At 71.6% G+C, this 19,476-nt stretch carries 19 protein-coding genes and 1 pseudogene; 8 read left to right on the top strand and 12 right to left on the bottom strand.

The annotated features are described in order from the left end of the window. Positions 1-37 precede the first annotated feature (37 nt). The 5 genes from AB0H21_RS25770 to AB0H21_RS25790 form a co-directional block, all read right to left on the bottom strand. Positions 38-172: a hypothetical protein gene (locus AB0H21_RS25770; RefSeq protein WP_358521108.1), complete on the bottom strand. Its 135-nt coding sequence runs from the start codon at positions 170-172 to the stop codon at positions 38-40. Next, the gene (locus AB0H21_RS25775; protein WP_358521111.1) at positions 157-645 is read right to left on the bottom strand and encodes a methyltransferase domain-containing protein; all 489 of its coding nucleotides are present in this window, start codon (positions 643-645) and stop codon (positions 157-159) included. Before AB0H21_RS25775 ends, AB0H21_RS25770 begins: the two co-directional genes overlap by 16 nt. After that, complete coding sequence (locus AB0H21_RS25780) at positions 642-1,070, bottom strand: hypothetical protein (protein ID WP_358521113.1); 429 nt, start codon at positions 1,068-1,070, stop codon at positions 642-644. Before AB0H21_RS25780 ends, AB0H21_RS25775 begins: the two co-directional genes overlap by 4 nt. A gap of 307 nt (positions 1,071-1,377) precedes the next feature. Next, positions 1,378-1,671, bottom strand: a complete 294-nt coding sequence (locus tag AB0H21_RS25785) for a sulfurtransferase TusA family protein (protein ID WP_358521114.1) — start codon at positions 1,669-1,671, stop codon at positions 1,378-1,380. After that, positions 1,668-2,324: a metalloregulator ArsR/SmtB family transcription factor gene (locus AB0H21_RS25790; protein ID WP_358521117.1), complete on the bottom strand. Its 657-nt coding sequence runs from the start codon at positions 2,322-2,324 to the stop codon at positions 1,668-1,670. The genes AB0H21_RS25785 and AB0H21_RS25790 overlap by 4 nt, the downstream gene beginning before the upstream one ends. 50 nt (positions 2,325-2,374) lie before the next feature. Here AB0H21_RS25790 and AB0H21_RS25795 point away from each other — a divergent pair, with 50 nt between their 5' ends. Next, positions 2,375-2,527: a hypothetical protein gene (locus tag AB0H21_RS25795; protein ID WP_358521120.1), complete on the top strand. Its 153-nt coding sequence runs from the start codon at positions 2,375-2,377 to the stop codon at positions 2,525-2,527. Between the two features lie 111 nt (positions 2,528-2,638). Here AB0H21_RS25795 and AB0H21_RS25800 read toward each other — a convergent pair. Next, a pseudogene (locus AB0H21_RS25800) lies at positions 2,639-2,743 on the bottom strand (ISAs1 family transposase); the annotation flags it as partial. A gap of 361 nt (positions 2,744-3,104) precedes the next feature. Beyond that, complete coding sequence (locus AB0H21_RS25805) at positions 3,105-3,776, bottom strand: DsbA family oxidoreductase (protein WP_358521122.1); 672 nt, start codon at positions 3,774-3,776, stop codon at positions 3,105-3,107. 74 nt (positions 3,777-3,850) lie between these two features. On the opposite strand from AB0H21_RS25805, the gene AB0H21_RS25810 reads away from it, so the two are divergent. After that, positions 3,851-4,414 carry a helix-turn-helix domain-containing protein gene (locus AB0H21_RS25810; RefSeq protein WP_358521123.1) on the top strand — a complete coding sequence of 188 codons (564 nt, stop codon included), beginning with the start codon at positions 3,851-3,853 and terminating at the stop codon, positions 4,412-4,414. 477 nt (positions 4,415-4,891) lie between these two features. On the opposite strand, the gene AB0H21_RS25815 is transcribed toward AB0H21_RS25810, so the two are convergent. Next, positions 4,892-5,827 (bottom strand): SDR family oxidoreductase, encoded by a 936-nt coding sequence (locus tag AB0H21_RS25815; RefSeq protein WP_358521126.1) that lies wholly within the window; start codon positions 5,825-5,827, stop codon positions 4,892-4,894. Between the two features lie 117 nt (positions 5,828-5,944). On the opposite strand from AB0H21_RS25815, the gene AB0H21_RS25820 reads away from it, so the two are divergent. Both AB0H21_RS25820 and AB0H21_RS25825 read left to right on the top strand, forming a co-directional pair. Next, complete coding sequence (locus AB0H21_RS25820) at positions 5,945-6,520, top strand: helix-turn-helix domain-containing protein (RefSeq protein WP_358521128.1); 576 nt, start codon at positions 5,945-5,947, stop codon at positions 6,518-6,520. A gap of 391 nt (positions 6,521-6,911) precedes the next feature. Then, complete coding sequence (locus AB0H21_RS25825) at positions 6,912-8,249, top strand: Nramp family divalent metal transporter (protein WP_358521130.1); 1,338 nt, start codon at positions 6,912-6,914, stop codon at positions 8,247-8,249. A gap of 104 nt (positions 8,250-8,353) precedes the next feature. Here the strand turns inward: AB0H21_RS25825 and AB0H21_RS25830 are convergent, their stop codons facing one another. Further along, positions 8,354-9,043, bottom strand: coding sequence for a GNAT family N-acetyltransferase (locus AB0H21_RS25830; RefSeq protein ID WP_358521133.1), 690 nt, complete (start codon positions 9,041-9,043; stop codon positions 8,354-8,356). Between the two features lie 229 nt (positions 9,044-9,272). On the opposite strand from AB0H21_RS25830, the gene AB0H21_RS25835 reads away from it, so the two are divergent. Then, positions 9,273-10,823 (top strand): glycoside hydrolase family 13 protein, encoded by a 1,551-nt coding sequence (locus tag AB0H21_RS25835; RefSeq protein WP_358521135.1) that lies wholly within the window; start codon positions 9,273-9,275, stop codon positions 10,821-10,823. Between the two features lie 102 nt (positions 10,824-10,925). On the opposite strand, the gene AB0H21_RS25840 is transcribed toward AB0H21_RS25835, so the two are convergent. Next, positions 10,926-11,801 carry a putative protein N(5)-glutamine methyltransferase gene (locus AB0H21_RS25840; protein WP_358521138.1) on the bottom strand — a complete coding sequence of 292 codons (876 nt, stop codon included), beginning with the start codon at positions 11,799-11,801 and terminating at the stop codon, positions 10,926-10,928. Positions 11,802-12,345: 544 nt separating this feature from the next. On the opposite strand from AB0H21_RS25840, the gene AB0H21_RS25845 reads away from it, so the two are divergent. Further along, complete coding sequence (locus tag AB0H21_RS25845; RefSeq protein WP_358521141.1) at positions 12,346-13,242, top strand: virginiamycin B lyase; 897 nt, start codon at positions 12,346-12,348, stop codon at positions 13,240-13,242. Between the two features lie 412 nt (positions 13,243-13,654). On the opposite strand, the gene AB0H21_RS25850 is transcribed toward AB0H21_RS25845, so the two are convergent. Then, positions 13,655-14,854, bottom strand: coding sequence for a GDSL-type esterase/lipase family protein (locus AB0H21_RS25850; protein ID WP_358521144.1), 1,200 nt, complete (start codon positions 14,852-14,854; stop codon positions 13,655-13,657). A gap of 132 nt (positions 14,855-14,986) precedes the next feature. Between AB0H21_RS25850 and AB0H21_RS25855 the strand changes: the two genes are divergently transcribed. Next, on the top strand, positions 14,987-18,517 hold the full coding sequence (locus AB0H21_RS25855) for a BTAD domain-containing putative transcriptional regulator (protein ID WP_358521147.1): 3,531 nt from the start codon (positions 14,987-14,989) through the stop codon (positions 18,515-18,517). Between the two features lie 63 nt (positions 18,518-18,580). Further along, positions 18,581-18,880, top strand: coding sequence for a hypothetical protein (locus AB0H21_RS25860; RefSeq protein WP_358521149.1), 300 nt, complete (start codon positions 18,581-18,583; stop codon positions 18,878-18,880). Positions 18,881-18,955: 75 nt separating this feature from the next. On the opposite strand, the gene AB0H21_RS25865 is transcribed toward AB0H21_RS25860, so the two are convergent. After that, a complete protein-coding gene (locus tag AB0H21_RS25865) occupies positions 18,956-19,321 on the bottom strand; it encodes a LysR substrate-binding domain-containing protein (RefSeq protein WP_358521152.1) in 366 nt (121 codons plus the stop codon). Positions 19,322-19,476 lie beyond the last annotated feature (155 nt).

Here is a 19,476-nt window from a genome sequence, read left to right on the forward strand (position 1 = left end):
ATCCATCCTTCGCGAGATTCGGTACCCGGATCGGCCTCTAGGAGGCCACGGCGTACGGCCGCGCCGGGACACGCGGCCGACGGCAGAAGTAGACGAACGCGGGTGGCACGTTGGCCCACAGCGTCCGGCTGACCACGACCTCCTCGAAGCGCAGGTTCAGCGACTGCCGCAACCGGCGGGCCGCGTGTGCGCGTAGGCGAACGTGGTGAACGCGCCGTGCGGGGCGAGAGCGTCGGTGACCGCGGAGATGAGATCGCCCTGCCGGTCGGCGGTGAAGGCCGCCCAGGGCAGCCCGCTCACGATCACGTCCGCCTGGTGATGACCGCGTTCGGCCAGCGTCTCGGCCAGCGCGCGGGCGTCGGCCACCGCGACCTCCACCCGCGGGTAGCGGGAGGCGAGACGCTCGGCGAACCGTTCGTTGACCTCGATCGCCAGATGGTGGCCGCGACCGGCCAGCCGCCGCTGAATGATCGCCGTGAACGCGCCCGTGCCGGGGCCGAGCTCGACGACCAGCGGGCCGCCGTCCCGCGGCACGGGCGCGGTGACCAGGTCGGCCAGCGGCACGCCGCTCGGTGCGACGGCGCCGACGGTGAAGGGGGCGCGCAGGAACTCGCGCAGGAACGCCGAGCGGTCGCCGGACGTCATCGCCCGGCTCCTTCCAGGGCGGTCGAGGACACGGTCGGCGTCAGGATCCGGGCGATCCACTCACTGCGGGTACGACGGGCGGCGACGGACAGGCGGGCCCGCGGATGCAGGGCGTCGAAGCCGTGGAACCCGCCCGCCCACACGTGCGGTTCGGCCTGGCCGCCGTAGGCCCAGATCCAGTAGACGCACGACGCGCCGGTACGGCGGGCGGGACTGAAGACCGACAGAGGGATCCGCGCGACGTCCGGGGCGGTCATGCTCACCTCGCGCCGCTCGATCGCGCGGCCCTCCAGGAACGGTTCCGCGGGCATGGCGGCCCGGCGGCGTATCTGCGGCAGTGTCTCGGCGGTGAGCTGGGGGCCGGGCGGGATGTGGGCGAGGAACTCGCGCAGTTCGGGGTCCAGGTCCGGTCGTGGAAAGGTCATGACGGGTTCCTTTCAGAAGGCGGCCTTGCCGCCGACCGGCACCGCGTTACGGCATCGGTTACGTTCCACCCGGCGCGTGCTCGCCGCGCCCAGGTTCGCGCACGCCGATTCGGTGCGACGCCCGACCACATCACGACGAGACAACGACCGATCGCTTGGTCGCCGGGAGCATATCCCGATACACAACGGGCACCGAGGTCGTGTTCGCCTCCCCTCGCCAAAAGGGCAGAATCAGGCAACGACGCGCCAGCATTGAACAACTGCCGTGGCCGAGGCAGCCCCACACAGCCTGCGCCCCTGGCGCTCCTCAGTTGCCGGTGAGGCGCCAAGGGGCCTGCGCATGGGTGGCGCGGGCGCCGGTCTGAACCCGGACGGCGTAGGCAGGGCGACAGTGGCCGGGCACGGGGCCGAGGTAGGCGTGGCCGGTCAGATGGCACCAGGCGGGCAGGTCGATCGGGGCGGCCAGGTCGCTCGCGATCACGTGCACCACGGCGCCGGGGGCGAGGCCCTCGACCAGGCGGCGCAACTCGATGAGCAGCGCGACACAGCGACGGTCTCCCCCGTCCAGCACCACCGGCGCGTCGCCCTGCTCGCCGGTCATGCGGCGCTCCCGGTGGCGACCGGCAGTCCGGCCAGCCGCCACTCCAGCATCCCATCGGCCAGACGGGCGGCTCGGCGGCCACGAGCGATGAGGGCGCGCACCGCCTCATGGGCCAGCACGCAGTAGGCGCCGCGGCAGTAGGCCACCACGGTGCCGTCGGCGGGCAGGTCCTCCAGCCGCTCGAGAAGCTCGTCCAACGGAACCGAGAGGGCGCCGGGGATGTGTCCCGCGACGTACTCCTCTGGCGGGCGCACGTCGATCAGCATCACCCCGCCGTCGGCGATGCGTCGCCGGAGTTCCCGGAGGGTGAGCTGTTCGGTGTCGCCGGGGCCGAGGTAGGCGGCGCGGGCGTGTTCCACCTGGGCCAGGTGGGCGGCACCGACCTGGCGAAGCAGCGCCCACAGCGCGGCCACGTCCTCACCCGCGAGCCGGTAGAACACCTGGGTGCCCTGCCGGCGAGTCGCCACCAGCCCGGCCTGCCTGAGCACCTGCAGGTGGTTGGAGACGCTGGTCATTCCGAGCCCGGCCGCCTTCGCCAACGCCTCGACCGGGCGCTCGCCCTGGGCCAGCAGTTCCAGCAGCTCAAGCCGCCGTCCGCTGGCCAGTGCCTTGCCCACTACGGCGAACGCGTCGTACAGCTCTACCTTGCTCATCCACCCGACGCATCCGTCTGATCCATCAATCCATGGAATAGTGTAGCTACGTGAAGGATTCCGTCGACCTCGCCGCCGCCCAGCGCGAGCACTGGCAACGGACCTACGCCACCCATCCCGGCATGTACGGCCAACGGCCGTCGGAGCCGGCCGGCCCCGGCATGTTGAAGATGTGCTCGCTCGTGGGTGATTTGAGTTCATAGGTCGAATAGGGTGAGCAGGCGGCGAGGGTCGTTTCGGTAGTGCCGCCGGGCGTGTGCCATGTTGATGTGTCCGACGTGGCGGAACGCGCCGATCGCGAGGATCCTGCAGGTCGCCATCACCTGCGGCAACTGGCCGGTGCGCACCTGGCTGGCATCTTCTCGGAAGGTGACGTCCCGTACGTAGTGCTCGCGGTTCTCCACCCCCCAGTGCCGGCGGACACAGGTGCCCAGATGGGCGGGTCCGGCCAGGTGAGCGGGCAGGTTCGTGATGGCGTAGGCCACCTCTTTGCCACTGCCCGAGCCGTGCAGGTCGGCGATGTGCCACATGATCCGCATCACCTGGGACCCGCGAGATCTCCGCTGACGATCGGCCATGTGCGGAAAACGGGGCTGGCGCCACCGCTGCCAGGGCCGTATTCAGTCCTCCCGCGGGGGATGTCTCATCCAGACGCGGGTGGCGCCCTGGCTCTCGGTTCTGTCCTCCAGTGCGGCGGCTTCGACGCTCACGTCGACGTCGCAGACACCGCCGACACACGTCGGGCCCTGAGCGAGAGAGACAAGACCGACTCCAGGATCCTCAGCCATGAGCAGCCTCCGAAGCAGCGCGGCGGAGGATCCCCGTCAGTGCCTCGACTGACTGCGCACCCGACAGGCCGTATCGTTGCGCGATCACGATGAGGGGCACGCCGGTGAGCCCGAGGCGGAGTGCCTCTGCTCGGTCGCGTTCGAGCGAGTCGTCTCTCTCGTCGGACTCCACCACGGCTCGTGCAAGCGAAGCATCGAGACCCGCGTCGGCAGCCAGTCGAGCCAGGGTGTCCGGGTCGGCGAGATCGGCGCCTTCGGTGAAGTAGGCGCGGAAGGCGCGGTCCAGCATCTCGGACCGCCGCCCTTCCTCCTGAGCCCAGGAGAGAAGCCGGTGCGCGCGGCGCGAGTTCGTCGGGAGCATGCGATCCCAGTCGTAGCTGATCCCGTACTCGCTTCCCAGCCTGTTCAGATGCGCCTGGCCCTGTCGGAGAGTCGCCTCGTCCATCCCACGTTCTTCGCGAAGGAATCGTTCCTTGTCGATGCGATCCGGTGCATCAGGTCCAAGCTGGAAGAAGTGGTACCGGACGTCTACCGGTACACCGGCCTCGGCGATGGCTGCGTCAAGCCGGCGCTTGTTCAAGTAGCACCAGGAGCACTGCACGTCCACCCAGACATCGACAGCCACTCGGGCCGTAACCGCACTCTTCACGATGGCTCCGTTCACCTATCCTGTAAGTGGGGAGATACCCCACATCTCCTACTATATGGGGAAGTTCCCCAATTGCAACGGAGACGCGCATGCGAGCAACACAGCGGGCAGACGCCATCAGGAGCCGCGCGCGGATCATCGCCGCCGCGCGGGTGGTGATCGACCGAGACGGTCCAGCAGTGTCCCTCGACCGGATCGCGCGCGAAGCAGGCGTGGGTTCCGCAACGCTCTATCGTCACTTCCCGACTCGCGCTCACCTGCTGGGGCAGGTCTTCTCCGCGAAGGCAGGCACACTGGCCGAGTACGTGGAAGAGCTCGGACGCAACAAGCCGACATCGTCCGCTCTGCGGGCATGGGCGCACCGGCTCGTCCAAGAGGCCATCACGGACCGTGGACTCGGCGCTGCGTTGTTGAGCGCAGGACTGGAACCCATAGCGGATTCACAATGCCGTGGACGCGTCGTCGACGCGACACGGCAGCTGCTTGCTCTTTCGCCCGTCGCACAGTCGCTGGCTCCCGGGGTGACTGCCGAGGATTTCGTCGACGTCGCGACGAGTGTCGCGATCGTTGTCGACGAAGACGTCGTGCGAGGCCTCAGACTGATGGACCTGTGGCTGACCGGCGTCGCCCCGGGGCTGCCACCTGCGCCATAGCCCGGCTCTCCGCCTAAGTCGCCCGGTAGATCCGGCTCCTCTGGCACTGACCAAGGTCTGGTCCTGCAACCCCGCCGGGCGCGTCGTGGGTGTCCTGTGCCGCACGGAGCATCGGCTCCGCGCCCTTACCTCTCCGGGGCTGTAAGAACGACGGCTCTGTCGCAGGTTGATTGATTTGATTGGACAGACCCGCTCCATGAAGGCGGCGGACCCGGCCACCAGCGCATCCAATGTCATCGGGGCGGCCCGCAGCTCCCAGCAGTGCTCGGTCTGCGGGCACGTGGACAGGAAGAACCGGCCGGACCGGGAAACGTTCTGCCGTACCTCGTTGCGGCTTCGCTGAGAACGCCGACGTCAACGCAGCCCGCAACATCGCCTCACGCGGTATGGCGGGCTGGGCAGTGAGTCACGCTGCCTGACGCGGACCGGACCATCGAAGCCTTCGGCGGCGAGGAGCTGAAAGCTCGGTCGTTCAGTTCACGGCCGAGAAGCCGACCGGTGGAAGTAGTGGCCCTTGTCGAGGTCGTCGATGAGACCTGGCTGGACCGGCCGCCACCCGAACCGCTCGCGGGTCAGGGCGCTGGAGGCGGGGCTGTCGGTCGCGAGGAAGTGGGCGAGCCAGGTGAAGTGCTCGCCCGCGTCCTCCGGGGAGACCGAGACCACCGGCAGGTCCAGGTGGCGGCCGATCACCTCGGCGACGGCGCGGATCGGCACGCCTTCGTCGCCGACCGCGTGCAGCACCGATCCCGCCGGGGCGTTCTCCAGCGCCAGGCGGAACAGGTGCGCGGCGTCGAGCCGGTGGACGGCGGGCCAGCGGGCGGACCCGTCGCCGACGTAGCCGGAGACGCCCTTGTCCCGGGCGATGCCGGTCAGGGTCGCCATGAAGCCGTTGTCCCCTTCGCCGTGCACCGTCGGGGGGAGCCTCAGGACGGAGGAGCGGACGCCGCGCGAGGCGAGGGAGAGCGTGAACTCCGCGGTGGCCATACGGGTCCCGGGACCGCCGGCCAGGCCCGCGTCCGAGGATCCTCGTCCGTCCCGTTCGGTCGCCGTGCGCCCCGACGCGAGACCGAGCAGACCGGAGGCGATGACCAGCGGCCGGCCGGAACCCGCGAGTGCCTCGCCGAACGTCTCGACGGCGCGGCGGTCCGCGTCGGCGGCGCCCTGGAAGTCCCCCGAGAAGGCGATGTCGTGCTTGAACGCGAGGTGGATCACGCCGTCGGACGCGGCGGCCGCGCTCCGCAGGACGTCGAGATCGTCGAGGGTGCCGCGCCGGACCTCCGCCCCGGCCGCGGCGAGGGCTTCGGCCGAGGCCTCCGAGCGTGCCAGGCCGATGACCTGGTGGCCCGCGCCGATGAGCTCGGGAACGACGGCGGAGCCGATCCAGCCGGACGCCCCGGTGACGAAAACGCGCATGAGAAGACCTCCCGATGAGCCGGCCCGTCCTCGGACGGGAACGCGGGCCGACTGATGTCAGTTGCTGTCATCAGCATAGCCCTGATGTCAGCCACTGTCATCCACTACGATCGGACCATGGGTCGATGGGAGCCGAACGCGCGGGGCCGGCTCGAGCGGGCGGCGATGGAGCTCTACAGCGAGCGGGGGTACGAACAGACCACCGTCGCGCAGATAGCCGAGCGGGCGGGGCTCACCGAACGCACGTTCTTCCGGCACTTCGCCGACAAGCGCGAGGTCCTCTTCTGGGGCTCGGGCACGCTGCAGGAGCACATGGTCAGCGCCGTCGCCGGCGCGCCCGGCTCCGCCGCTCCGATCGACGCGATCGCCGCGGCCATCGAGGTCGCCGGGGTCCAGCTCCAGGAGCGCCGCGAACACGCCCGGCGGCGCCAGGCCGTCATCGCCGCGAACGCGGAGCTTCGCGAGCGTGAGCTCATCAAGCTCGCGACGCTGGCCTCGGCGCTCGCCGGCGCGCTGCGCCTGCGCGGCGTCCCGGATCCGGCCGCGAGCCTGGCCGCCGAGGCGGGGATCGCCGTCTTCAGGGTCGCCTTCGAACGCTGGATCGGCGAAACCGACGAGACCGATGAGCCGGACCTGCCACGCATCATCCGGGAGTCACTCGACGAGCTGAAGGCCGTGACCGCCGGTAAGTGAGGCCCGGGACGGAATGCCGGGCACGGACATCGGGCCGCCGTACATGACCGTCCCGCACGGCCCGTCATGCAGGACCGCCCCGCACGACCACCCTGCATGACGGCTCTGCATGACGGCCCCGCCCTCGCCGAGGCCTCTACGAGCCGGGGGCCGGCCGCGTCTCGCGCCGGCGCCTTGGTGGGACTCCGGCGCCGACGAAAGGGGCGCAGTTAGCAGAACATAGCGTAGCCGCCTAGTTACGCTGATGCATCGACGCAGTACAACAAAGCGTGTAAGCCGCCCGGACGGCTTGTCCCGGATCGTTCACGCCCGCGAGCCCGAGCCACCGCACCTCACCACCGGCGTTCGCCGTGCCCTCCTGCAGTCCCCCACGACCCCGAAGGCAGGTGCTGTGAATCCCGTTCCGCGTGCCGAGAAACCCGAGCCCCCGCCGGGGACCTCCGATCCCGAGACCGCCGCGACCACGACGCCGGCGCCGGCCGCGACGAACGCCGCTCCCCCGACCCCGCTCCCCACGCCCGGGCGGATACGGGCGCGGGTGGTGGGCCTCATGGGCCCGGCGTTCGTCGCGGCCGTCGCCTACGTCGACCCGGGGAACTTCGCGACCAACGTCGAGAGCGGCGCGCGGTTCGGGTTCCTGCTGCTGTGGGTGGTCCTGACGGCCAACGTCGTCGCCATGCTCCTGCAATACCTGTCGGCCAAGCTCGGCATCGCGACCGGGCGCAGCCTGCCCGAGCTGTGCCGCGAGCGGTACCCGCGCCCGGTCGTCTGGGGGTTGTGGTTCCAGGCCGAGATCGTGGTCATCATGACCGACCTGGCCGAGTTCATCGGCGGCGCGGTCGCGCTCAACCTGCTGTTCGGCCTGCCCATGCTCCACGGCGGCATCCTGATCGCGGTGGCGTCCTTCGTGGTCCTCGCCGTCCGCTCGGCCCGGCACCGGCGGTTCGAGGCTGCGATCACCGCGTTGCTGGCCATCGTCGCCGGGGCGTTCCTCTACCAGACGCTGAGCGCGACCGTCGCGCCTGCGGATGTGGCGGGCGGGCTGGTGCCCAGGTTCGACGGGCCGGCCAGCCTGCTCCTGGCGGCCGGGATCGTCGGCGCGACCGTCATGCCGCACGCCGTCTACCTGCACTCGGCGTTGACGCAGGAACGGTTCGCCGGGGTGCGCGAGCCGGAGCGCGGCACGCTGCTGCGCGCGCAGCGGCTCGACGTGGTGCTGGCCATGGGCGTGGCCGGGCTGGTCAACATGGCGATGCTGGTGTCGGCGGCGTCGCTGCTGCACGGCACCGGCGCCGAGCCGACCCTGCACGGGGCGTTCTCCGCCTTCGCCGAGGGGTCCGGCCCGCTCACCGCGCTGCTCTTCGGCATCGCCCTGCTCGCCTCAGGGCTGGCGTCCTCCAGCGTGGGCGTCTACGCCGGGCAGATCGTGATGCAGGGGTTCCTGCGCCGCCGGGTGCCGCTGTGGGTGAGAAGGCTGGTGGCCGTCGTCCCCGCCCTGGCGGTGCTGGCCTTCGGCGTCGACCCCACCCACGCGCTCGTGGTGAGCCAGGTCGTGCTGTCGTTCGGCATCCCGTTCGCGCTGGTGCCGCTCGTCCTGCTCACGCGCCGCGCGGACGTGATGGGCGCGTGGGCGAACCGGCGCGCGACCACGCTCGCGGCCGCCGCGGCCTCCGTGGTGATCATCGCGCTGAACGTCGTGCTGGTCACGCTGGCCGTGCCCTCCCTGTGAGCGCGCGCGCCAGGTCGGAGGCCGCTTTACGTTGTAGATTTCCAAGCCGGCGGGCACCTTGACCGCCGCGGCGGGCCCCGTGCCCTGCCGCGGCGGCCGTGCGTCTACGCGACCGGGACGTCGGCGGGCACGCGCACGGCGGGGAACATCGCCGGGCGGCGCAGCCGGAAGCCGAGAGTCTGGTACAGGCGGATCGCGGTGGTGTTGAAGGACGCGGCGTGCAGGAACGGGATCTCCCCGCGGCTCCGGATCCCGGCGGCGACGGCGAGCACGAGCCGGGAGCCGAGCCCTTGGCCGCGGAACGCCTCGTCGGTGCACACGGCGCTGACCTCCGTCCACCCAGGCGGGTGCAGGCGCTCGCCGGCCATCGCCACCAGCACGTCGTCGCGGCGGATGCCCAGGTAGGTGCCCATCTCGAACGTGCGCGGGGCGAAAGGGCCGGGTTTGGTGCGCGCGACGAGGGCCAGCATGTCGGGCACGTCGCCGGGGCCGAGCACGACCGCCTCGGGGTCCGGCGTGCCGGTCACGTCCTCGCCGGACAACTGGACGCCGTCCACGCTGTCCACGACCTCCCAGCCGTCCGGGGGCGTGGCCGCGACGGCCGCGAACGGGACAAGTCCCCCAGGACCGGCCAGCGCGGCCATGTCCTCCCAGTCCGCGGCCTCGGGCGCCGTCGGCAGCGCCACGAACGGGGAGACCTCGGCCGGGTAGCGCAACGCGTTGCCGCGCCGCTCGGCGAAGTGCGCGTGGGGCCCCGTGAGCGAGGCCCACGCGGGGTTGTCCAGCGGGTGCATCCGAACCTCTTTCCACGATATTCCGGCGGGAATAACAGGGAGAATCCGCGCCACGGTCACCGTATTCCTCCGCCGCGCGGGCGTCTCGGGGGGTCCCGGCAAGTCTGTGGTGTCCCATCCCTCGCACTCGGGGGCGTGCAGGGAGGCGGCGGGTGGGCAAGGACGTACCGTGGCCGCGTCCCGCGCGGGCACGTCATCCATCTTCCCGAGGACTTCCCGAGGAGGCCGAGTGAACGGATCGTGGTGGCAGGACACCGTCGTCTACCAGGTGTACCTGCGCTCCTTCGCCGACACCGACGGTGACGGCGTCGGCGACCTGGAAGGGCTGCGCCTGCGCCTGGACTACCTGCGCGACCTCGGCGTGGACGGGCTCTGGCTCAATCCCATCTATCCCTCGCCGGGCGCCGACCACGGCTACGACGTGTCCGACTACACCGACATCGACGCCCGGTACGGCGGCCTGCCCGCCTTCGACCGCCTGCTCGCCGACGCGCACGCCCGCGACCTCAGGGTGCTGATGGACCTGGTGCCCAACCATTGCTCGGCCGCGCACCCCTGGTTCCAGGCCGCGCTCGCGGGCGACCCCGCGGCCCGCGAGCGGTTCATCTTCCGTCCCGGCGCCCGGCCGCCGAACAACTGGCGGTCGGCCTTCGGCGGCCCCGCCTGGTCGAAGGCGGGGGACGAGTGGTACCTGCACAGCTTCGACGCGGGGCAGCCGGACTTCAACTGGCGCAACCCCGAGGTCGCCGCCTACTTCGAGGAGGTGCTGCGGTTCTGGTTCGACCGCGGGGTGGACGGCATCCGCATCGACGTCGCGCACATGATGTTCAAGCACGCCGACCTGCCCGACTGGCCGGACCACGCGGAGTACAACATCCTCGCCCAGAACCAGCCCGAGGTGCACGACGTGCTGCGCCGCTGGCGCAAGATCGCCGACGGGTACGGCCGCGACCTCACGCTGGTGGGCGAGGTCTGGGTGCCCGCGATCGACGACCTGGCGCTCTACCTGCGGCCCGACGAGCTGCCCCAGGCGTTCTACTTCGACCTGCTGCTGTGCCCCTGGGACGCCGCCCGGTTCCGCGCCTCGATCGGCGGCGGCCTGGAGCAGATCGCCGCCACCGGCGCGACCCTCACCTGGACGCTGGCCAACCACGACGTCCACCGCACCGTCAGCCGGTACGGCCTGGTCTCCTACACCGACGGCCCGCCCACGCGCCCGCGGGGCACGGTCGACGTCGCCCTCGGGGTGCGGCGCGCGCGGGCCGCGATGATGCTGCTGCTGGCCCTGCCGGGTTCGGTCTACCTCTACCAGGGCGAGGAGGCGGGCCTTCCCGAGGTGCTCGACCTGCCGGACGAGGCCCGCCAGGACCCGACCTGGCTGCGCTCGGGCACGGCCGACTACGGGCGCGACGGCTGCCGCGTCCCGCTGCCGTGGACCGCCTCGGGGCCGTCCTTCGGCTTCTCCTCCTCGGAGCGGACGTGGCTGCCGCAGCCGGACTGGTTCGGTGAGTTCGCCATCGAGCCGCAGATCGGCCGGCCCGGGTCCACCTGGGAGCTGCACCGCCGGGCCCTGGAGATCCGCCGGGGCATCGGCGGGCCGCTGGAGTGGATTCCGGCCGATCGCCGGGACGTCGTCGCGTTCCGGCGGGGCGATCTGGCCAGCGTCACGGTCTTCGGCGATGAGCCGTACGCCGTGCCGTGGGGCGAGCCGCTCCTGGCCTCGGCCGACGCCGGGCCGGGCACGGTCGCCCCGTCCTCCACCGCCTGGTTCAGGGTCTGACCTCCGGCCGCCCGGTCCTCGCCCCGGGCGGCCACGCGGCGAGGCCGAGCGGTGGTCGTTCACGGGGTCGCCGGCTCGCCGGGAGCGCCCCAGAGGTCGAGCTCAAGCTGGTGTCCGGTGGCCCCCGGGCCGGACGAACATGACGGCGGTGGCGTCCATCTCGTCGTCCTCCACGACGCGGGCGGCCAGCCCGTCGCCCCGGGCCATCTCGGCCAGCAGCGGCGCCTGGCGCTCGCTGGTCTCCACCAGCAGCACGCCGCCCGGGGCCAGCCAGCCCGGAGCCTCGGCGATCACCCGCCGCAGGACGTCCAGCCCGTCCTCGCCGCCGTCCAGCGCCACCCTCGGCTCGTGGTCGCGGGCCTCGGACGGGAGCAGGCCCACCGCGCCGGTCGGGACGTAGGGCGCGTTGGCCATCAGGACGTCGACGCGGCCCCGCAGCGTGACCGGCAGCGGCGCGTACAGGTCGCCGGCGTGGACGTGCCCGCCCATGGCTGCGAGGTTGTGGCGGGCGCACTCCACGGCGACGGGGTCGATGTCCGCCGCGTGCAGTTCCACCGGGCCGAGCGCCGCGGCCAGCGCGACCCCGAGGGCCCCCGTGCCACAGCACAGGTCGACGACCACCGGCCGGCGAGGGATCGCCCCCGGCGCGTACGCGGCCCGCCGGGCGTGTTCGACGGCCTGGGTGACGAGGAGTTCGGTGCGGCGGCGGGGGACGAAAACGCCGGGGGCGACGGTCACGCGCAGGCCGCAGAACTCGGCCCAGCCGAGGACGTGCTCCAGGGGAAGCCCGGCCACGCGGCGCTCGACCATGCCGGCCAGGTGCGCGGGTGTGCGGGCCGTCTCTACGAGCAGCCGTGCCTCGTCCTCGGCGAAGACGCAGCCGGCGGCCCGGAGCGTGGAGACGATCACTGCTTCGGAGGGCTCGGGGAGTCCGGGAAGCTCGGGAAGTTCAGGAAGAGAAGCAGGGGAAACCGACATGTAAGTCCTTCGGAGTGCCGATGGGCGCTCCGTCGGGCCGGACTACTGCCGGTGGACCGCACGGCCGTGAGGCGAGAGCACCCAGCCTGATCTGGCGGTAATGGGTCTCACCTCCCCGGTAGGTCCGTCGCTGGAGACGCACATTACCCGAGCCGGGGCTCCGTCCGCATCTCGGGGGCCGGCGGCACCCGCAGGACGAAACGAGCGCCGCGCGGGACGACAGAGGCGGCCACGATCGGGGACTCCCTCTTATCCGTTGAGTTCCGCCCCGCGAGTGGGCCCGCCACGGCTTCGTTATCCACTGAGTTAACAAGTTGCCGCGCTTGAGTGCTGACGGGAAGGATGTCGACGATGTTGGGAAGGCAGATCGAGTTGCCCGTTGGCGACGGTGTGCTGTCGGGGTTGGATTTCTGGACTGATGTGGCGTCCCGTCTGGTGGGTCACTGTCACCCGGTGGCGGTGGACCTGCGTGGGCGCGGGCACGGCGCGCCCGTGTCGAGCACGCCCGAGCAGTATTGGCCCTGGCACTGGAAAGGACACAAAGATGCAGCGCTCCGATCACCTATCGGTTCGGGAGTTCTCGGTCGCGGACGCGAAAGCGGGCCCGTACGGCATCACGCCCGGGCCCGACGGCGCGTTGTGGCTCACCCTGGTCCACAGCGGTGAGATCGCCCGCCTAGCCGTCGATGGTGAACTCAGCCGGTATCCTGTGGGTTCCGCGGAGAGCAGGCCGACCATCATCACCTCAGGCCCGGACGGGGCGCTGTGGCTCACCCGCTCCGCAGACCACCACATCGGCCGGATCACCACCGACGGGAGCCTCACGGCGTTCGCGCCGCCCGAACCCGGCGCTGGCCCCTACGGGATCTGCGCGGGCCCGGACGGCGCCCTGTGGTTCACCGAGATGAACACCGACCGGATCGGCCGCATCACCACCGACGGCCGGATCACCCACTTCCCCCTCCCCACACAGGGGGCATTCCCCTCGATGATCACTTCCGGCCCCGACGAGGCGTTGTGGTTCACCCTCAACCAGGCCAACGCCATCGGCCGTCTCGACCTCGACGGCAAGGTGACGCTCCACAGGCTGCCCACCGCCGGCGCCGCACCGGTGGGCATCACGTGCGGGGCCGACGAGGCGGTGTGGTTCGTGGAAATCGCCGCCGGGCAGATCGGCAGGCTCGGTGTGGACGGCACGATCCGGGAATTCCCGCTGCCCGACCGGAGCGCCAAACCCCACGCCATCACCACGGCACCCTCCGGAGAGTGCTGGTTCACCGAATGGGGCGCCAACCGCATCGGCTGCATCACCCCGGCCGGGGTGATCACCGAATTCGACCTGCCCACCCCCTCATCGGAACCCCACGGCATCGCCGTGGGCCCGGACGGTGCTGTGTGGACCGCCCTGGAAACAGGAGCAGTCGCCCGACTGGCCCCATGATCCTGCACGCCCTCCGCACTCAGGCGGCAAGTACATGAACTGCCCGAACGCGGTTGAGAGGCCGCGAACCCCAAGGTTGCTGATGAAGTGGTACGTGTAGCTGTAGGGCGGATCCGTCCACGCTGCCGCGGCGATGAACTCGGCGGTGAAGTAGATGCCTCCGCCGGCTATGAGCGCCGCCCCGCCCTGCGGCGCTGCGGGGCCGAGGGTAGTTGAAGCGGCTGGTGGACTGCCGATTCGGGCTTGATGTCGTTCAAGGTTTCCTTCTGTGGTTCGAATCTTCTTGGGGGGCACATGCTGTCGCGCCAGAACACTGCTCCGTGTCCAGGACTGGGCTACCTGTCGTGGTTGTGTGTGGAACCGCCGGAACACGGGGTGTTCTCAGCGGCAGGCCGGCTGGATTCCGGCTGACTCAGCTGAACAGCGACAGGTCTATGGAGTCGGCCAGGGCCTGGTAGCCCGCATCGTTGCCGTGCAGATGGTCGCCGCAGTGGAAGTCCTCCCTGATTCGGCTGGGGCGGTCCGGGTCGCGCCAGACGGCGTCGAAGTCCAGCACAGCGTCGAAGGCGCCGCCGGTGCGGATCCATTCGTTGACCGTCCGGCGTGCGCTCTCGCCCTCCGGTGTGTAGATCTCCGCGCCCTCGTAGGGCGCGATCGTGGTGGCGTAGACCCTCACGCCGCGTTCGTGCGTCCGGGCGATCAGCTGGCGGTAGCCCGCGATGACATCGTCCGTCGTCACCGGCGCACCGGGGAACATCTTCAGGAAATCCGCCAGGGGACCATCGTCGTCCCGTGGGGCGAAGGAGATGCCGATGTCGTTGCCGCCCGCGGAGAGCACCACGTAGCCGAGGCCGGGCGTCGCCATCACGTCACGGTCGAAGCGGGCCAGGGCGGCGACACCGATGCCGTCGTTGAGTATCCGGTTGCCGCTGATGCCCTGGTTGGAGACGTAGCCGGTGGCCACGCCCCGCTCGGTGAGACGCTCGGCCAGCAGCTCCGGCCAGCTGTGGTTGGCGTCCAGGGTCGAGCCGGCGCCGTCGGTGCGGGAGTCGCCCACCACAACTATGGCCTTGGCTGGGGCGTCGGGGAGCAGCTCGACAGCGGAGATCAGGGCCCGCACTGGCAGAACTTCGGCGTTCTCCGGCAGGGTGGGGGCGGCAACGGCGTCGCCCGGGATCGTCCAGCCGGTCTCCAGGGCGGGGTCGTGGCAGGTGCAGGTCTCCACGAGCCCCGGCAGGTAGAGGCCGATGGACAGCTTGGCGAGGGCGGGCAGGGGCAGGTCGACCGGATCGCTGAGGATCGGCGCGCCCGCCGGGACGGTGACGGCCGACGCGCCGGAGAAGGTCAGCACGCGCTCGCTGCCCGGCTGAACCCCGCCGCCGGGCGCCGCGAGGCCCACCTGCGCCGCGCCGATGGTGAAGGGCGCGGTCCCGAACTCGTTGGTGAAGCGGATGCGCACCCGGCGCCCGCCGCCGCTGATGCGCACCACCTGGCGCAGGGTCACGTCGGCGAGGGGCCGGTGGTCGTCCAGCGAGCCGAGCCCATCGTGGGCCGCCTGGGGCGAGGCGCCCCAGCTCCGGACCCAACTGCCGGCGTTGTTCGTCATGGTCATCTGTTGCCTCCGTTGTTCGTGAAGGTGCTGCGGCATGCGAAGACTGAGGCGGGTCGCTGACACGGGGCAAATACGGCGCTGACACGACTGCCCTGCTTTGGGTCTTGCGGGTGAGCGCGCGAAGATTGGGAAATGGACGGGATTGCACGGCTTCGCATCACGCTGCTCGGCGCGTTCCAGGTGTCTCGCGGTGACGCCGTCCTGCCCGTTCCAGGCGCACGGTTGCAGGGGCTGCTCGTCCGGTTGGCGCTCGCCGGTGGCCGCGCGGTCGAGCCGGGCGTGCTGGTCGACGCGATCTGGGCCGAGGAGCCGCCGTCCGGCCCCGCCCCCGCCCTGCAGACCCTCGTCTCGCGGCTGCGTCGCGCCCTCGCCCCGACCGGCGCGGCCCGTGGCGTGGTCGTGCGGGTCGCGGGCGGCTACCGGCTGGCGGTGGACGCGGCCGATGTGGACGCGCTGCGTTTCGAGCAGCTCACCGCTGCCGGTCGGGAGAGGCTGCGGGCAGGTGATCCGGAGGCCGCGGGCGCCGCGCTCGCCGAGGCCGTGGCGTTGTGGGGCGACCATCCTGGCGCCGAACCCGCGGTCATCGCCGCGGTCGCGCCCACGGTCGCGACACGGCTGGCACATGTGTCGATCGAGGCGGTCGCCGACCTCGCCGACGCCGAGTTGTCGCTGGGGCGGGCCGAGGTGGCCGCTGCCCGGCTGACGGGGGTGCTGGCCGAGCACACGGTCCACGAGCGGGCGGCCGCGCTGCTGATGGACGCGCTCGCCGCTCAGGGGCGTCAGGCCGAGGCGCTGGCCGTCTACGAGAGGGTCCGCCAGACCCTGGCCGACGTGCTCGGCGCCGACCCGGGCACCGCCCTGTGGGAACGCCATCTGCGCCTGCTGCGCCCCTACCAGCCCATCCTGGTGCCAGACGCCTCGCCTGGAGGCGCTCCGGCCAGGAGCCCGGCGGCTTCAAGCGCCTTGGCCGGGAGCGCGGTGAATTCGAGGGCCTCGGCTCCGATTACTGCGGCGACCGCCCGGGCCACAAGCGTGACGGAAGCGAGCGCGGCAGGCATGAGCCCGGCGGGCGCGAACGCCGAGGGCGGGAGCGCCGCGGCTGTGACCGGTCGCAATGCCGGGTGGCAGGCGGCCACCGAACCGGACCAGATCCGGCCGACCAACCTGCCCGCGCCGCTGACCAGCTTCATCGGCCGCGACGACGACCTCACTCGCATCGGCAGCCTGCTCACCACCGGACGCCTGGTCACCGTCCTCGGCCCCGGCGGCGCCGGGAAGACCCGGCTCGCGTTGGAGGCCGCCCGCCGCCACCGCCACGAATACCCCGACGGCTCCTGGCTGATCGACCTCGCGCCGGTCACCGAACCAGCGAAGATCGCCACGGCCGTGCTCGCCGGGATCGGGCTGCGGGGCGGCGCGATGCTCGACGCCCGCAAGCGAGTCGAAGGTGACGAGCTGGACGTCCTCGTCGGCGAGCTCGGCGGCCGGAAGAGCCTGCTGCTGGTCGACAACTGCGAGCACCTGATCGACGCCGTGGCCCACCTGGTCGCGGCGCTGCTGCCCCGCTGCCCCGGCCTGCGCGTGCTCGCCACCAGCCGCGAACCCCTCGCGGTCGACGGCGAGGCGCTCGTGCCGCTGGCCCCGCTCGCGCTGCCCGACCCGGACGATGGCGTCGAACAGGCCCGAAGGGCGGCCTCGGTGCGCCTGTTCACCGAGCGGGCCGCCGCCGTGCGACCCGGTTTCGACGTCGATGAGATCACGCTGCCCGACATAGTGCGCGTGGTTCACGGCCTGGACGGCATGCCGCTGGCCCTCGAGCTGGCCGCCGCCCGGTTGCGGACGCTGTCACTGCCCGACCTGGCCGACGGGCTCTCCGAGCGGTTCCGGCTGCTCACCACCGGCAGCCGTACCGCACCGCCCCGGCACCGCACCCTGCGCGCGGTCATCGCCTGGAGCTGGGAGCTGCTCAACGAGCACGAACGCACCGTCGCCGAACGGATCTCCATCCTGCCCGGCGGCGTCACACCCGCCTCAGCCACCGCCGTCTGCGCCGGCACCACCGTGCCCACCGCCGAAATCCCCGAACTGCTCGCCACCCTCGTCGACCGGTCACTGCTGCAGCTCGCGCCCGGCACCGGCCGCTACCGGATGCTCGAAACCGTCCGCGAGTACGGCGCCGACCGCCTGACCGGCACCGGCGACCTCGGCGCGGCCCGCGACCTGGCCGCCGCCCACTTCACCGAGCTGATGGCCCGCCACGACTCTCAGCTGCGCGGGGCCGGCCAGCTGACAGCCATGAAGGTCATCAGCGCCGAGTACGACAACACGCTCGCCGCCCTGCGCCACCTGTGCGCCACCCGCGACTCTCCCGGCGCGACCGCCCTCGCCCTGACCCTGACCTGGTACTGGCAGATGTTCGGCCGCCACTCCGACGCCGCCTACTGGCTGGGCGAGGCCCTGGCGCTGCCCGGCGGCGGGCCGACGCCCGAGCGCGACTGCGCCCGAGCCGTCTACCTGCTCAACCGGGCGGACATCCTGTCGGGGATCACCGCCGGGGAAGCCGCGGACGACCAGGCGGAGATGCGCGAGGTGGCCGAGCGGCTGCTCGCGCATCCGGAGCTGCCGAGCCACTACCGCGTGTTCGGCCCGGTCCTGCTCTTCCTGCAGGAGGATCAGGCCGCGCTCGCGATCTTCCAGCGCCTGGCCGATGGCGACGACGTGTGGCTGTCCGGGCTGGCCCACATGTTCCAGGCCGAGATCGCCGAGAACGGGGGCGCGCTCGACCAGACGCGTGTTCACGTGAAGGCGGCCCTGGCCTGCTTCCGGCAGGTCGGTGACCGTTGGGGCCAGGCCGCCACGCTGCCGATGCGCGCCCGGCTGCGGCGATACGACGACCTCGACGGCGCGCTGGCCGACCTGCGCGAGGCCCGGACGCTGGCGCGCGAGTTCGGCTCGCTCAGCCTCGGCGACCAGCTCTACAGCGACCTGCGCTGGATCGACGTGCACATCCGGCGCGGCGACACCGACCGGGCCCTGGCGATGATCGACTCCGCCCGGGAGCGGGCGCTGCACGCGTCCTCGGCGGAGATGCTGGTTCTGGTCGACGCGCGGGAGGCGGACTTGCGGGTGCGGCTCGGCGACCTGGACAGGGCGGCCGACCTGCTCGACGACGCCGAACGGGGCCTGCTCGGCGACACCGCGTTCCCCGCGGACCACGCCCGGACGCTGGTCTGCAGCGCACGGGCCGCGCTCTGCCTGGCGCTGGGCGACCTGCCCGGCGTGGAGAAGTCGCTGCGGGAGGCGTACGCGGCCGCGCTGGCAACCCGGGAACTGCCGATCCTGTCGCTGGTGACGGTGAACGCGGCCGCGCTCGCCGAGACGCGCGGGCGGCAGCACGAGTCGGCCGTGCTGCTCGGGGCCGCCGCCCGGCTGCGGGGCGCGCACGACCACACCGATCCGCAGGTCCGCGAGCTCATCCGCCGGGGTCAGGCCGCGCTGGGCGGGGAAGAGTTCGCCGCGGCGTACGAGAAAGGCTGGAAGCTGGACGCAAAGACGGCCGTGACCACAGCCCTTTCGGTGTCGTCGATCTTCCATGTGGTCGGCGACACCTTACTGAGGTCGGGAAGCCATGTCCGCGATGTCGGTAATGGCGATATGGCGTGAGATCCTGGAGTTAGAGGGTCATGCGCATAATGCGAAGTTCGTGACACGGGGAGGCGGTGTCACATGGACGCGCGTGTGGGGCAGGTCCGGGACCTGCTGCACGAGGCGGCGGAGGTGCATCACCGGGTCTACGAGATCACGGACGGCGTCGATCCCGACTGGGCGTCCTGGTACGCGGACTGGCTGATCAGGCTGTCCGACCTGCCGAGCCTGCTCGGGACGACCCCGGTGCCGAGCGAACTGGTCTACGAGTTCGTGGGGCTGGACAAGGCGTACGGCCGGGAGGCGCCGGGAGAGCCCTGGGAGTCGTACTACGCCCGGCGCCTGCTGACCGCCTTCCGCGACGGCACGCCCGCGTCGTGACACCGGCGTCAGAGCCGGGCGGCGAGAATCGCGGCGGTCGCCTCGGCCGCGTCGGTGACGTGGGGTTCGGTAGTCTCAGTGGGGGTGTTTCTTGCGAGGAGCGGGCTTGGTGTAGGCGAAGGCTTGCCGGCTGTGCACGAGCAGCTCACGTACCGCGGGGCTGTGTGTGCTCTTCCATGTCAGGGCGAGTAGGACGGGTGTTTCGACGTCGTCGATGGTGCGAGCGGTGAGCCGGTCGCTATAGTGCGCCGCCATCGAGTCACTGAGGATGGCGACGGCGAGCCCCCGGGCGGCGAGGTCGGCGATGGCATCCGCGGCGCTGGCCTGTAGCGCGATCACGGGTTGGAGGCTCTGTGCGGTGCATGCCTGGTCGAATACCGTGCGAAGGCCGGTGCCGGGTGGCATGCACACGATCGGGTAGGCGCCCAGGTCACGCAGCATGACCCGCCGCTGTTTCGCCAAGGGGTGTCCGGCCGGGACTGCCGGGGCCGGTGCCCGGGCGCAGGTCGTTCGGCGTCAGCCGGACGGGAGCTGGCTGCGCCTGCTCGACCAGCCCGAGTTCGTCTCCCCATCACGCTGACCCTCTCTTCACCACC

Source organism: Sphaerisporangium sp. NPDC051011, assembly GCF_040653595.1.
GTDB lineage: Bacteria > Actinomycetota > Actinomycetes > Streptosporangiales > Streptosporangiaceae > Sphaerisporangium.